The sequence below is a fragment of the Paenibacillus nanchangensis genome (assembly GCF_046543445.1).
Classification (GTDB): domain Bacteria; phylum Bacillota; class Bacilli; order Paenibacillales; family Paenibacillaceae; genus Paenibacillus_AQ; species Paenibacillus_AQ nanchangensis.
The window spans coordinates 1-13,410 of the sequence record NZ_JBHOFD010000012.1; the positions used below are offsets into that span (position 1 = coordinate 1).

Sequence of the window (13,410 nt, forward strand, 5' to 3'; positions counted from 1 at the left end):
AGCCCAAAAATTTCAGAAATAACGGCCGCTGAGTCCGTGAAGACCTCTGTATCGCGTTCTGTGGTCATCCGCTGCGGGTGTGTCACGGGAGAGGATTCGTAGATCGATCTGACAATACAACTTCCCACCCACTCACAGTCTGTTATCTTGTTTCTTTGTCTCCTAGCTCATTTCACCAAAATATGTGATTTCCTTAATTTACAGTTTGCGTACCACACCCTGGATACAACAGCTCTCAAACCGCCCGTACTCCCCTGTCCCATATGGTGTCTTTTGAAACAGGATCGCTTCGCTATGGGGGATTCCTACCGGGATGAAAAAGGGAGTGATAATCGGATGAAACTTTCGGTGAAAATACTTTATAATGAAGTATTCGATTCGACTACTGATGTAAAGGGGGAAACCGCCATGACTTTGACGGACAAAAGAGAACACAGACAATACCCGGAAGCGGCCCGGCTGGAGACCTCCCGCGCCGTATACGAACGCGACTATTCGCGTCTGATCCATTCGCCGACGTTCCGCCGCCTGCAGGGCAAATCACAGGTGTTCGGAGCAGGCACCGGGGACTATTACCGCACGCGTCTGACCCACTCGCTGGAAGTGGCGCAGATCGCCCGTGAAGCGGCCAAAAGCCTGCTGCGGGCCTATCCCGAGGTCGAGACCGAACGGGCGGACAACCCCGGACTCGTAATCGATCCCGAGGTAGTGGAGTGCGCCGCGATTGCGCATGATTTTGGGCATCCGCCTTTTGGACATAAAGGCGAGGAGGTGCTGGACGGCATTCTTGACCGTCTGGTGGAGGAAAAAACCGCCCAGCGCGCCGCCGAAGCGCCTCCCGCCGAGCTCCCGGCAATCCGGGATGCGATGCGCAGGAAATATGAACATTTTGAAGGGAACGCGCATAACTTCCGGCTGATGATGTTCCTGGAGAAGCGGGAGAATGTGGACGGACTTAATTTGTCCGACGCGGTGCTGCTTGGGGTGAACAAATACCCTTATCCCGGCACGGTCATCAAAAAAGGCATGTATCTGAACGAATGGCGGTACATCTCCGAAATCCGGGCCGACTGGGGCATCCCGGACGGCAAAAAAACGCTCGAAGCGCAGCTGATGGACCTGTGCGACGACATCGCTTATTCCGCCCACGACCTGGAGGACGGCATCAAGGCGGGAAAAATTGAGGTACATGAGTATTTTTTGCAGGACCCCTACATTTTGCGGCTGATTGTGGAAAAAATCCTTACATTGGATGATTTCTTCTGGGCGGGGTGGACGGATGCGAATATCCGGACCAAGGTGGAGGAAGTGCTCACTTCGTTCCTGCGCGTGTGGAAGGAAAAGCTGCCGACCTGCGAAAACGATTATTCCCGCACCCGGCGCGAGGTCAAAGCCTACTGGGTAAGCACTTTTGTCGCTTCGCTTGGCGTAATTCCGGACGGCGATTGGAAAAAGGTTACGTTCGTCAAGGAAGGCCGCGAGGACGAGGACATGCTGCGGACGGTGAGCGTGCTCAAAAGTTTTGCTTGGGTAACGATGATCCGCGACCTTCGGGTACAGCGTCTGCAGAAGCGGAGCGAATGGATTTTGCGCCGTCTGTGGGGCGCGTTTTTGGACCCGGAGACGTCGAAGGCGATTATCCCGACCGACTGGCTGCAGCGTTTTGAGCGCGATCAGCGGAAGCCGAACCCGATCTGGACGTGGGAGCATATGGTGATTGATTATATTGCGGGAATGACCGATGCTTTTGCCGAAAAAATCTACAACGAGCTGTACGGGCTCAAAGTGGGATCGATTTACGATTTGGACTAGATTGGGCGGACTGGCCGGAGAGAAGGCCGGCCGGGCCGGCTGGACAGCTTCCGTACGGTGGAGAGGCCGGAAAGCAAGTCCCCAACTGGCATGCCGCCGGCTGATCCGGCGCGAAGGAGGAATTGGTATGAACAAGCTGCAGCTCGGCGTGCTTGACCTGGCTCCAAGGCCGTCCGGCACGACTGCGGAAGCGGCGCTGCAAGAAGCGGTGCGTTTGGCGCAGGACGCGGAGTCCTGGGGCTATGAGCGGTATTGGGTGGCGGAGCACCATGATATTTCCAGGCTCTCCTGCCCCTCGCCCGAAGTGCTGCTGGGGTACATCGGGGCGGTTACAGCATCGATCCGGCTCGGATCAGGCGCGCTGCTGCTGCCGCATTACAGCCCGCTGAAGGTGGCCGAATCCTTTCATTTGCTGTCGGCTCTCTGTCCGGGCCGGATCGAGCTTGGGATCGGCCGGGCCCCGGGCGGACCGCCGCACGCGGCGATGGCGCTTAGCGGAAACTACCTGCAGCATGTGGCCGAGCTGCCGGGGGCGCTGGACGCGCTGACCCAGTTGCTGGAGGATGCTTACGCCTATGAGGGCACACCGGTGACTGCCCGGCCGCTGCCTGAGCATCCGCCCGCGCTCTGGCTGCTCGGCACCAACACGCGCAGCGCAGAGTACGCCGCCCGCTTTGGCGCAGGCTACGTGTTCGGCGAGTATATGAGCGACAAAGAAGGGGCGGACGTCATCGCCGGTTACCGGCGGGCGTTTCAGCCTTCTTCGAGGCTCAGCGAGGCCGAAGCTATGGTCGCCGTAGCAGTTGTATGCGCGCCGACAGGCGAGGAAGCCCGCAGGCTGGCGGCGGACAGCGCGTTTCCGGGCTCCGGTCCGCAAACGGCCGCAGATGCCGGGCAGAGCTCCGGCAGTGCCAGCCCGCAAGCGGCGGCAGGCACTGGGGGGAGCCCTGGCGGCACCGGTCCGCAAACGGCCGCAGATGCCGGGCAGAGCTCCGGCAGCGCCAGCCCGCAAGCGGCGGCAGGAGCTGCGGAGACTGGAGCCGGGGAGAGCACTGGCAGCACCACACCAAGAGCGGCGGCAGATGCAGCAGCTGTTCGCGGTACCGGGCAGGACAAGGCTGCTTCCGCCGCCCCGGTGCTGGCGGGCGATCCCGAAGAAGTCCTCGCCGGGCTGCGGGATCGGCAGGAACGGTACGGCACCGGCCGCTTCCTCATTTATACGCCTGCCGGGGATTATGAGCAGCGGAGAAGGTCCTACCGGCTGCTGGCCGAAGCGGCCGGATTTGAAGGCAGGGCCGGGAAGAAGGGAACGGAATGGACGGAATGAATGGTAAAGAAACAAACAACAGCAAAGAAACGAACAGCAAAGGAACAAGCAGCAAAGGAACAAGCAACAAAGGAACAAGCAGCAAAGAAACGAACAGCAATAGAACAAACGGTAAAGAAACCGCCTATCTGTATGCGCACCGCGCGCACGAGACGGAAGAGGAGCTGTGCCGGATGGAGCTCCGGGCGCTGACCGGCGGCCATGCGCTGACGCCAACGCTGACGGAATCGCAGCGGAATGTTGATGCGGACCGGAGCCCTTTTGTGTACGGCAAAATGAAAGTGGAGGCCGTATCGGCATCGCTTGACGATATCTGCCATTATGCTTCGGGTATGGAACTGGCGGAGGGGGAGACCTTTAAGGTATTGTGCTTGAAGGAAGGTGCCCATCCCAACTACCGGGACAGCCGGGAGCTGGAACGGAAGATCGGGGCTTGTGTCCGGGGGAAAGCGGACATGCATTCACCGGCAAAAATGTTTGCACTGGTTCTGCAGGACGGCCTGTACCGGTTCGGGGAATACGAGGAAAGCGGGAGAGTCTGGAGGGCGCATATCCAGAAGCCGCACGCCTATTCTACCGGACTTGGCGTACCCCTTGCCCGGGCGGCAGTGAACATCGCCGCAGCCGGAGCGGCCGGCAGGCGGATGCTGGATCCCTGCTGCGGGATGGGGACCGTGCTGATCGAAGGTTTGTCGATGGGGCTGGACATGACGGGCTGCGATCTGAATCCGCTTGCCGTAACGGGAGCCCGGGGCAACCTGCGGCATTACGGTTATCCGGAAGACCGGGTGCAGCTGGGCGATATGCGCAAGCTGGAAGGAAAATATGACACTGCGCTGCTCGACATGCCTTACAACCTGTGTTCGGTGATTACGAGCGAGGAGACGCTGGAGATACTGGCCGCGCTCAGGCGGCTGACGGCCCGTGCCGTCGTTATCTCCACGCAGCCGATCGAGGCGGAGATCCGCGAAGCGGGGTTCGGCATCGAAGACGCCTGTACCGCCGCCAAGGGATCTTTTGCCCGAAAACTGTGGTTGTGCCGGTAGCTATCCGGCCGGACAACCCGAACGGAAGCCGGGGCCAGAACCGTACCCGGAACCAGGACCGGATTTTGCCAAGGGCTATCCCCCGGCATTAAATTTAATCTGGCCGGACAGCCGAAGCGTGTACCGGATTTTACTAAGGTCAACCCAAACATTAAGCCTAGTACTGGCGTTCGTAATCTACTAGATTTCGCCGGGGCGCGCCTTCCGACACATAAGAAGCCAGATTGCCGGTAAAAATATCAAGCACGCGTTCGGTATACACATCCGTCATGCCGGCGTTATGCGGCGTGATAATAACCTGCTCCATCTCCCAGAGCGGATGATCTTCGGGCAGCGGCTCCGTCTCGAACACATCGAGCCCCGCGCCGCGCAGATGTCCGCTCTTCAGCGCGCCCATAAGCGCTTCGGTATCGGTTGTGTCTCCGCGCCCGATGTTAATGTAGCAGGCTCCGGGTTTAAAGGCGGCAAACATCTTTTCGTCAAACAGATGTTTTGTTTCGTCGGTCAGCGGCAGCGTATTGACCACAAAATCGCCTTGGGCCACCGCCTCACGCAGCTGCGGCGTGCGGTACATCTCGTCAAAATCGGGCAGCGGCCGGCCGGAACGGCTGACGCCAACCGTCTTCATCCGAAAGACCTTGGCGATCCGAGCCGTCTCCGCGCCGATGGCGCCGGTGCCGCAGATCGCGATACTTTTACCGTGCAGCTCGCCTTCGCCGCGGCCGGAATGCCAGCGGTGTTGAACTTGATTGCGGATCGACAGATGCATATCGCGGGTAAAGTTCAGCATATAGGCAAAAATAACGGATGAGATCGGCTCCGCATGCACGCCGCTGGCGTTGGTGAGCAGCACGCCGCGGGCCTGGAACTGCTCCAGCGGCAGCTTGTCGATGCCCGCCGACCAGGTCTGCACCCATCGCAGCGGCGTGTCCGGCTCAAGCAGCGTTTCCGCAGCGGCAGCGGACCAGCCGAGCACGACTTCGGCGCTTCGCAGCACGGCCGGATCGGGTGTTTTGGCCGGCGTCTGGACCAGGTTGTAGCCGGGCGCCGACCGGCGGATCAGCTCCTCCTGCTCCGGCGACAGCCGATTCAGACTGACAATCGTTTTAGACATAGGGATTCCTCCGTTTCACAGTTGCTTTTCGTACGGTTGGCGGGAGACATACTCCCAATTGTTTATCAGCATAGCAAATCTTGCGGAAAAGGGGAAATGACATGCATAACGACTCAAACCGCACACGGCCCGAACGCTTGTTCATTGCCGTCCGGCTCCCGGAGCCGCTGCGGACGGCTCTTGGAGAAGACTGCGCGCGGCTCAGCCGGGAGCTGGAGTTCGCCAAATGGGTGCATCCCGAGGATTACCACATTACGCTGCAGTTCCTCGGCGATACCGGCCGGGAGCGGATTCCCGCGCTCATAGACGCGCTGAAAGCCGCGGCGGCGGAAGCAAACCCCTTTAAGCTGGAGCTGAGCCGTGCCGGAACCTTCGGCACAGCCAAGTCGCCGCGGGTGCTGTGGGCCGGGGTAGCGGGCGACCGGGCGGCACTTGAGGCGCTGCACCGGCGGGTTGTCGCCGCTACCGGACCGTTGGGTTTTGTCCCGGAGGACCGGCCTTACTCCCCGCACCTCACGCTGGCCCGCAAATACCGGGGAGCGGCGCCTTTTTCGGCCGGCAAGCTGGAGGGCTGGCCCGGCGCAGACCTGTCCGCACAGGCGTCCGGCGAAGGGTGGGAAGTGGAAGGTTTTGTTGTTTTTGCGACGCGAATGGGAGCCAGTCCAATGTATGAGATCGTCGAATCTCTGAAATTTCCAAAGAAAAATAGCTGAAAAAGTATTCAAACCTCTCATTTTCGGTTACATAAGAAAGGAATGTGCCGTTAATAGGAGGAGAAATATGACCTTTTATAAACAAAACCGCTGGATCACGCTCATCTTGGGCGTCATTCTAGTGTGTTTCTCTGCAATCATTCTGCTGTTCCAGGAAGGAGCAGGAGGGACCGGACGGGGAACCGCCCTATTGCCCGAGCTGCAGCGCAAGCTGTTTCCTCCGATGCCCCAACCGCACCGGCAGAATGAAAGCCCATCGGTCCAGAACGGGAAACTGGCCGAGGGAGCTGTATCCAAGATTAAATTATCCGGAGTACCTTTGCATACGCATCGTACCTATCCTCTCACCAGCGCTGCCTGGACCAAGCTCGCGCCTGACGGCTGGATTGATTCCAGTCCGCTAAAGGAGCGGACAAAGGCAGCGCCGGCGCCAAAAGTTCCGTCCGTTTCAGCGGCAGCCGGCCCTGCGATTCCTAGCAAGGCAGCCGCAGCGAAGCTGGCGGTGTCCGGCGCCGCGGCGAAGAGTACGGCCGCGCTGCCCGCCAAGCGGACGGCAAAGCCGGTGCCTGCGCCGAATAAGGGGAATACGGCAAAGACCGTCAAGACATCCATAACCACTCCCCCCCTAACACTATACTTCTCGCGGACACAGTTATTAAGCAAGGAACAGGCCGCACAGGCCGCCTGGAGCTACACCGTGTCCAAAGAAGATCTGCTTCTGCTGCAAAAAATCGTCATGGCGGAAGCGGAAGGCGAACCGTACGAAGGCAAGGTGGCAGTCGCCAACGTTGTCTTAAACCGGCTGCGGTCAGCCAATTTTCCCGATACGATCAAAGAGGTTATTTATCAAAAAAGACAGTTTAGTCCTGTGGCCAACGGGCGTCTTAAACGTGTCCAGCCGAACAAAGAGTCGGTTGATGCGGTTAATGCGGCGCTTTCGGGTGTCAAAGAGGTCCCGGACAACACGTATTTTTTCCTGTCCCTAAAGCTGGCGCAGGATCTCACTGTCCATCATTCACAGACTTATGTCGCGACAATCGGCAACCATACGTTTTATAAATAATTCCATCTTCACTTGAAGCGGCGTCCTCCCATTAGGGTAAACTATAAGAGTCAGCGTTTTGCATTGCTTTGGACGGTTCACCGGCATTCAGCGCCGCAGCCCAAGGGAACGATGCAAAATCCGCTCAAGCAGTACCCACATCTTTTATGCGGGAGGCGCATCCATTTTATGAAAATTACTTATTACGGACATTCGGCACTTCTTGTGGAGACGGAGACGGCGAATTTGATCATCGACCCGTTTCTATCCGGCAATCCGGATTCGGGCATATCGCCCGATGCGATCCGTGTGGACGCGGTGATTTTGACCCATGGGCATTCGGACCATCTGGGCGATGCGGTTGAAATCGCCAAAAACAACAGCTGTCCTATCTTTGCAGTGTACGAGCTGGCGGAATACTGCCGCTCAAAAGGCGCGGATGTCCGGCATCTGAATATCGGGGGCGGCTGCGAGTATAAAGGCTTCAGCCTCCGGTTCACGCTGGCGTTCCACTCCTCGTCCATTACCGAAGGGGATACATGGATTTATGCCGGGCAGCCTGCCGGCGTACTGCTGACAGCCGGAGGCAAGACGCTGTACCATGCCGGGGACACGGCCTTGTTCGGCGATATGCGGCTGATTGGAGAACGCAACGCCATTGACGTGGCCGCGCTGCCGATCGGCGATATGCTGACCATGGGGCCGGACGATGCGCTGCTTGCTGCGCGCTGGCTTCGCGCAGGAGCGGTCATTCCGCTGCACTACAACACATTCCCGGCAATTGAACAGGACGGCGAGCAGTTCTGCGACCGGCTGCGTCAAGAGGGCGTGCAGGGACACGCGCTGAAGCCGGGCGAAAGTCTGGAAGTATAGACAGCGTGTAACTTGAACCCCTATGACTGACCGCTGACGAATAAAACAAGGCCGTTCCCGGAGAAAGTAGAGGGGAACGGCCTTTTTAATCTGCTGCAAGTCATCAAAAAACCGGGGAAGCTAACCTTCGCTCCCCGGCCTCTGCGCCGCAGTTTTAGTATAGAGGTTACGGCGTAATATACACGGGCTCCTCCACTTCGGGGCCCATCGGGATCGGCCGTTCCTTGCGGGGGCAATCGGACGGGGCCTCTCCGACCAGCATGCCGGCAACCGTTTCGGCGCAGCGCTGGGGCTGGAGCCGCTCCGGAGAAAGTCTGAGCCGGCGCTGCTCCTCAAGCAGCTCGTATTTGCCGGACAGCAGGTTCAGCCATTTGTAGGCAACCGCTTCGTTATCCAGCACCTCGGCCAATCCCTGCTCGACAAAATACTGGCAGTTCTGCTCTTCCTGGCCCGGAATCACTTTGTAGAACAGCATCGGAATGCCCTTTACGAGACCTTCGGTGCAGGTCATGCCGCCCGGCTTGGTCACGAGCAGGTCGGAAGCGTCCATCAGCTTGTCGATCTCGTTGCTGTAGCCCAAGATGGTGACGTTCGGGTGCGCAAACTTGGGATCGGCCTTTAGCTTGGCTATCAGCTTCTCGTTGCTGCCCATGCAGAAGATCAGCTGGATCCGGTCCAGCTTGGATGTCAGCGCGTCGAGAATATCCTGTCCAAACAGCATCCCCCAGCCTCCGCCCATGATCAGGACCGTGGGCAGGTCGGCAAGTCCCAGTTCTTTGCGCAGCTGCTTCTTGCTGTGGCGCTCCCAGAACTTGGGGTGCACGGGGATGCCCGTGACCTTGATAATCTCGGACGGAACGCCGCGCGAACGAAGCAGCGCTTCAACCTTGGGCGCCGAAACGAGGTAGCGGTTTACCTCCGGGTTGATCCAGCTCGCATGAGCATCATAGTCGGTAATGAGCGTGTATAGCGGCACATTCAGTCCGTGGCGCTTCAACCGCGCGATGACTGCTGCGGGAATAGGATGAGTGCATATGATCAAATCCGGCTTCAGCTGTTCCACCACCTGCAAAGTGTGGGAATAAAATACCCTATGCAGGGCCAGCCGGGTCAACGGCTTCAGCGACTTGTTATACTGGGTCTTATACATCATGCCCACTAGCTTAGGCTGACTGCTCACGGTTCTTCGGTAAGCGGAAAGAATCCAAGGACCGACTGTCGGGTTCAGAAATTTGCCCAGCTCGATAACTCGGCACTGGATTTCCGGATTCAGCTGTCTGATTCCTTCGGCAAGGGCGTAAGCCGCTTGCGTATGGCCGGTGCCGAAGCCTTCCGAGAACAGCAGTACTCTTTTCTTTCGCATTATACTCACCTGCTACTTTCCTTCTTAAAATAGATTATATCTTACATCAGGTATAATTTATACGTTGATGCGCCTGGAATGGATTCTTTTTTCCATTATACAAATAAGACGTAATTGGAAAGTTAAAACACTGCAATAATTTTTAAATAAAAAATTCAGGCAAAAGCATTGCATAGGCGGAGGCAAAGTGGTATAGTAGGCATTGACCAAATGACCGGATTAGTAAAACGGTCAGAAGTCCAAAGCGCAGCAACATTCCCGGGAGAGGAGAGTGCTTGAGTAATGGCTGTGATTGACCGAAGGCAGCAGGTGCTGGAAGCGGCGGCCAAATCGTTTTCGCTGTTCGGCTACAAGGCTACCACAATGGACCAGGTGGCCCGGATCGCCAACGTGGGCAAAGGAACGATTTATACGTTTTTTACGAACAAGGAAGAACTGTTTGACGAGATTTTGCTCGACGTACTGGTAGAAATGAAGGAAATCGCCGAGCGCGAGGTACGCCGCGACAAGCCGTTTTTCGATAACCTGCACCGCGTGCTGGACGCCCTGCTGCAGTTCCGGAGCAAGCATGAGCTGTTTATCAAGCTGTCCCAGGAGAACCGGGAATTCGGAACCCCGCAGGCGCAGGAAGGACTCGACAAGATTGAGAATGCCGTGCTGGGATATTTGGAACGGGAGGTGGAGCATGCGATCAAGCAGGGAGAGATTAAGCCCTGTGACGCCAAAGTCGTCTCACTTGTTATGCTTCGGCTGTACATGGTGCTTACCACCGAACTGAACAAGCTGCACGAACCGCTGGACAAGGAACAAATCAAGACGTATTTTCGGCTGTTCCTGGCGGAAGGGTTGGCCGTGTAAGAGGCGCATGGTTTCGCTACTTTGCAGCTGCCGGCATTCGCGGCCCGCGATGATCTGCGGGCTACGGCACCGGACCGGGACAAATTTTCCGGGACGGGCAAAAGGAATTTTTTTTTGCTTCAAACTGACCGATTGGGGAAAATGGTCAAGTAGTGTTACTGTAAGTTCCGCAAATCAAACCGCGGAAGAATGATTGACTAGAACATCCGGACCCTCTACAAAAACTGAAGAATTGAATGACAGGAATACGGTGATGGCGCGGAGGCAATTTGAGCTGTAGGAACGAAGCATTTGCCTGGATTTCCGGAGTTTACGATCTATCCAGACTGAACTATTTATTCGCAGGATGGTGGGGGTGGCACGGAGGCAATTTGGAGATGTAGGAGCGAACGCGTTTGCCTTTATTTTCGGAGTTCTACCGCTAACTTAGAAATATCAAACAAGAACTCCGAAAATAACAGCAACCGGAAGTCCCAAATTGCCGCAGTGACAGCCCCGGTCCACCTGTGTGCATTCAGTTCAGTCTTCAAGAACTCCGAAAATAACAGCGGCCGGAAGTCCAAATTTGCCGCAGCGACAGCTCAGCTTCACCTGTAATTCTTTGATTCAGTTTATATAGACGGTCCGCGGCGCTCAAATCAGCGTTCGATTATAGAGAAGGAGAGAACTGTAATGAAGTCATTATCCGTATTTTTTAAGGATATGGGCGCGGCGCTGAAAAATCCGAAAGTGCTGATCCCCATGTTCGTCGTTCTTTTCATCCCCGTGATGTACAGCGGACTGTTCCTGAAGGCGTTTTGGGACCCGTACGGCAAAATGAATGAGCTGCCGGTAGCTGTGGTTAACGAGGATAAAGGAGCCGAGTACGAAGGCCGCCAGCTGACGGCCGGGAATGATCTGGTCACCGAGCTGAAGAAATCCGACGACTTCGCCTGGAAGTTCGTCAGCCGTGAAGCAGCGGAAGCCGGACTGAAGGACAATACCTATTATATGGCCATTGTCGTTCCGGAAGACTTCTCGTCCAAAGCAACAACACTGCTGGATGACGAGCCGCAGCCGGCGCACATTATTTTTGAACCAAACGAAGGTTATAACTTCCTTGCCGGCCAGATCGGCGGAACCGCGGTCAAGGAAATCAAAAGCAAAGTATCCGCCAAAGTAACGGAAGCCTATACCGAATCGGTATTTGACAAAATCACCAAAGTCTCCGACGGTCTGGGTGAAGCCGGCGACGGCGCATCGAAGCTGGCGGACGGGGCGGTCAAACTGGATGACGGTGCCGCCAAGCTGAAAGAAAACCTGATCGTTCTGAAGGAAGGCACAGGCAAGCTGAAAGACGGCGTAGCTCCGCTGACCCAAGGCGTAAACGATCTGCACAATGGCGCAGCCGCCTTGACTAAAGGCAGCAGCACACTGGCTGGCGGACTTGGCCAGCTGTCGGCGGCCCACGGGAAGCTGGAAGCCGGCGTGAAACAGTCGGCGGATGGCGCAGACCAGCTGAAAGCGGGGCTGGATCAGTCGCTGACCGGTGCGAAGAAGCTGGAAGCCGGTGCGAAGTCCGCAGTGGACGGCACAGCCAAGCTGCAAGCGGGCAGCCAGTCCGTTAGCGGCGGCGCCGCCAAACTCGCGGACGGCCTGAAATCGTCGGCGGACGGCAGCGCACAGCTGCAAGCGGGACTGCAGGCATCCTCGGCAGGCAGCGCGAAGGTAGCGGAAGGCGCGAAAGGCGTAGCCGAAGGGCTGCAGCAGCTGGCCAAAGCAAGCCCGCAGCTGGCCGAAAATCCCGCGCTGCAGAAGCTGATCGCGGCAAGCCAGGCGGTGGCGGCAGGCAGCGAAGAGCTGAACGCCAGCCAGCAAAAGCTGGCGGCCGGAGCGGATTCGCTGAACGCCGGACAGCAGCAGCTGCTGCAAGGCGCACAAGCGCTGCACCAAGGCGCGCAGCAGCTTGACGCCGGAATCGGCCAGCTGCACAGCGGCGCCGTTCAGCTTCACACCGGCAGCAAGCAGCTGGTAGGCGGTCAAGAGAAACTGGCGGCCGGAGCCGATAAACTGGCTGCGGGCGGTGACCAGTTGAAAGCAGGTATGGCACAGTTTGGTACCAAGCTGAAAGAAGCTGCCGCAGGCGGCAAAAAGCTTGCCGAAGGCGGGGCGCAGCTGGAAGCCGGTACAACGAAGCTGCTTGGCGGCGTGGATCAGCTCGGCAGCGGCATCGGTACGCTGGCCGACGGTTCCGACAAGCTGGCAAACGGTGCGGGCGAACTGAAAGACGGAATGGATGACCTGAAGTCCGGCTCCAACGAGCTGGCAACGAAGCTCGTCGACGCGGCGGATCAGACGGCAAGCGTGAAGAAGACCGATGCGCTGGTGGATATGTTCGCGCAGCCGGTTCAAATTGAAGAGCATAAATTAAATGAAGTGCCGAACTACGGCACAGGTTTTGCCCCTTACTTCCTGTCGCTTGGCCTGTTTGTCGGCGCGCTGATCAGCACGCTGGTCATCCCGATGCGCGAATCGGAAGTGGAAGGCGCAAGCCGCTTCAGCCGATTCTTCAGCCGGACGCTGTCGTTTACGCTGATGAGTCTGGTGCAATCCATGCTGGCCGCTCTTGTAGTGCTGTATGGACTGGACCTCGGCGTACAGAGCGTTCCGCTGTTCCTGCTCTTCTCGTTCGTAACCAGTTTGACGTTCATGTGGATTATTCAGGCTATTGTAACCTGGCTTGACCAGCCGGGACGGTTTGTCGCCATCGTTATCCTGATCTTCCAACTGACGACAAGTGCGGGCACCTTCCCGCTGGAGCTGATTCCGAACTGGATGAAAGCCCTGAATCCGCTGCTGCCGATGACTTACAGCGTCAAAGGCTACAAAGCGGTGATCTCTTCCGGAGACTTTGGTCTGATGTGGCATGAAGCCGCCATTCTCGGCGGATATGCGGTGGTGTTCCTGCTGCTTACGCTGGCTTATTTCATGACCCGCGACCGGGACAGCCGGGCTGTAGTAAAAAGTGAACAAGTTTTGAATGCATAATTCGACAGCCGGGTTCTCCAGGCATCGACATAAAAAGCGTTCCTTCGGGAACGCTTTTTACGCTTTACCCAGGAAAAATAAAGGGGATTATGCGGAGAAATTTGTTGGAAACAGGAATGAACCGTTTTCATTGAATAAGGGCTTATGCACTAATACTGAATAAATATACAACGAAAGGTTTTTTTACGCTTTCCCTTGATACAGCGTTGTCGCAAAAACAGTTGTTAATCAAGTT

Annotated in this window: 10 protein-coding genes; 8 read left to right on the plus strand and 2 right to left on the minus strand. The window is 57.1% G+C overall.

Annotated elements, in window-relative coordinates:
• Positions 1-408: 408 nt before the first annotated feature.
• The 3 genes from ACE6ED_RS10985 (at position 409) to ACE6ED_RS10995 (ending at position 4,185) form a co-directional block, all read left to right on the plus strand.
• Positions 409-1,812, plus strand: a complete 1,404-nt coding sequence (locus tag ACE6ED_RS10985; RefSeq protein WP_410827329.1) for a deoxyguanosinetriphosphate triphosphohydrolase family protein — start codon at positions 409-411, stop codon at positions 1,810-1,812.
• Positions 1,813-1,939: 127 nt separating this feature from the next.
• The gene (locus ACE6ED_RS10990) at positions 1,940-3,139 is read left to right on the plus strand and encodes an MsnO8 family LLM class oxidoreductase (RefSeq protein WP_410827166.1); all 1,200 of its coding nucleotides are present in this window, start codon (positions 1,940-1,942) and stop codon (positions 3,137-3,139) included.
• On the plus strand, positions 3,127-4,185 hold the full coding sequence (locus ACE6ED_RS10995; RefSeq protein ID WP_410827167.1) for an RsmD family RNA methyltransferase: 1,059 nt from the start codon (positions 3,127-3,129) through the stop codon (positions 4,183-4,185). Before ACE6ED_RS10990 ends, ACE6ED_RS10995 begins: the two co-directional genes overlap by 13 nt.
• 157 nt (positions 4,186-4,342) lie before the next feature.
• Here ACE6ED_RS10995 and ACE6ED_RS11000 read toward each other — a convergent pair whose 3' ends face one another.
• The gene (locus ACE6ED_RS11000) at positions 4,343-5,299 is read right to left on the minus strand and encodes a D-2-hydroxyacid dehydrogenase (RefSeq protein WP_410827168.1); all 957 of its coding nucleotides are present in this window, start codon (positions 5,297-5,299) and stop codon (positions 4,343-4,345) included.
• A 101-nt stretch (positions 5,300-5,400) separates the two neighbouring features.
• Here ACE6ED_RS11000 and thpR point away from each other — a divergent pair, with 101 nt between their 5' ends.
• The 3 genes from thpR (at position 5,401) to ACE6ED_RS11015 (ending at position 7,927) form a co-directional block, all read left to right on the plus strand.
• Positions 5,401-6,012, plus strand: a complete 612-nt coding sequence (thpR, locus tag ACE6ED_RS11005; RefSeq protein ID WP_410827169.1) for an RNA 2',3'-cyclic phosphodiesterase — start codon at positions 5,401-5,403, stop codon at positions 6,010-6,012.
• Between the two features lie 67 nt (positions 6,013-6,079).
• Positions 6,080-7,075, plus strand: a complete 996-nt coding sequence (locus tag ACE6ED_RS11010; protein WP_410827170.1) for a cell wall hydrolase — start codon at positions 6,080-6,082, stop codon at positions 7,073-7,075.
• Positions 7,076-7,243: 168 nt separating this feature from the next.
• Positions 7,244-7,927, plus strand: coding sequence for a metal-dependent hydrolase (locus tag ACE6ED_RS11015; protein WP_410827171.1), 684 nt, complete (start codon positions 7,244-7,246; stop codon positions 7,925-7,927).
• A 166-nt stretch (positions 7,928-8,093) separates the two neighbouring features.
• Here ACE6ED_RS11015 and ACE6ED_RS11020 read toward each other — a convergent pair whose 3' ends face one another.
• The gene (locus ACE6ED_RS11020; protein WP_410827172.1) at positions 8,094-9,290 is read right to left on the minus strand and encodes an MGDG synthase family glycosyltransferase; all 1,197 of its coding nucleotides are present in this window, start codon (positions 9,288-9,290) and stop codon (positions 8,094-8,096) included.
• Between the two features lie 282 nt (positions 9,291-9,572).
• Here ACE6ED_RS11020 and ACE6ED_RS11025 point away from each other — a divergent pair, with 282 nt between their 5' ends.
• Together ACE6ED_RS11025 and ACE6ED_RS11030 are read left to right on the plus strand one after the other, a co-directional pair.
• Positions 9,573-10,148 carry a TetR/AcrR family transcriptional regulator gene (locus tag ACE6ED_RS11025; RefSeq protein ID WP_410827173.1) on the plus strand — a complete coding sequence of 192 codons (576 nt, stop codon included), beginning with the start codon at positions 9,573-9,575 and terminating at the stop codon, positions 10,146-10,148.
• A 672-nt stretch (positions 10,149-10,820) separates the two neighbouring features.
• Positions 10,821-13,175, plus strand: coding sequence for a YhgE/Pip family protein (locus ACE6ED_RS11030; RefSeq protein ID WP_410827174.1), 2,355 nt, complete (start codon positions 10,821-10,823; stop codon positions 13,173-13,175).
• Positions 13,176-13,410 lie beyond the last annotated feature (235 nt).

Excerpts from the sequence above, each read along its gene's own strand:
- ACE6ED_RS11020 (WP_410827172.1), bottom strand. The coding sequence starts at position 9,290 with ATGCGAAAGAAAAGAGTACTGCTGTTCTCGGAAGGCTTCGGCACCGGC.
- ACE6ED_RS11000 (WP_410827168.1), bottom strand. The coding sequence starts at position 5,299 with ATGTCTAAAACGATTGTCAGTCTGAATCGGCTGTCGCCGGAGCAGGAG.
- ACE6ED_RS11025 (WP_410827173.1), top strand. The coding sequence starts at position 9,573 with ATGGCTGTGATTGACCGAAGGCAGCAGGTGCTGGAAGCGGCGGCCAAA.
- ACE6ED_RS11015 (WP_410827171.1), top strand. The coding sequence starts at position 7,244 with ATGAAAATTACTTATTACGGACATTCGGCACTTCTTGTGGAGACGGAG.
- ACE6ED_RS11030 (WP_410827174.1), top strand. The coding sequence starts at position 10,821 with ATGAAGTCATTATCCGTATTTTTTAAGGATATGGGCGCGGCGCTGAAA.
- ACE6ED_RS10990 (WP_410827166.1), top strand. The coding sequence starts at position 1,940 with ATGAACAAGCTGCAGCTCGGCGTGCTTGACCTGGCTCCAAGGCCGTCC.
- thpR (WP_410827169.1), top strand. The coding sequence starts at position 5,401 with ATGCATAACGACTCAAACCGCACACGGCCCGAACGCTTGTTCATTGCC.
- ACE6ED_RS10995 (WP_410827167.1), top strand. The coding sequence starts at position 3,127 with ATGGACGGAATGAATGGTAAAGAAACAAACAACAGCAAAGAAACGAAC.
- ACE6ED_RS10985 (WP_410827329.1), top strand. The coding sequence starts at position 409 with ATGACTTTGACGGACAAAAGAGAACACAGACAATACCCGGAAGCGGCC.
- ACE6ED_RS11010 (WP_410827170.1), top strand. The coding sequence starts at position 6,080 with ATGACCTTTTATAAACAAAACCGCTGGATCACGCTCATCTTGGGCGTC.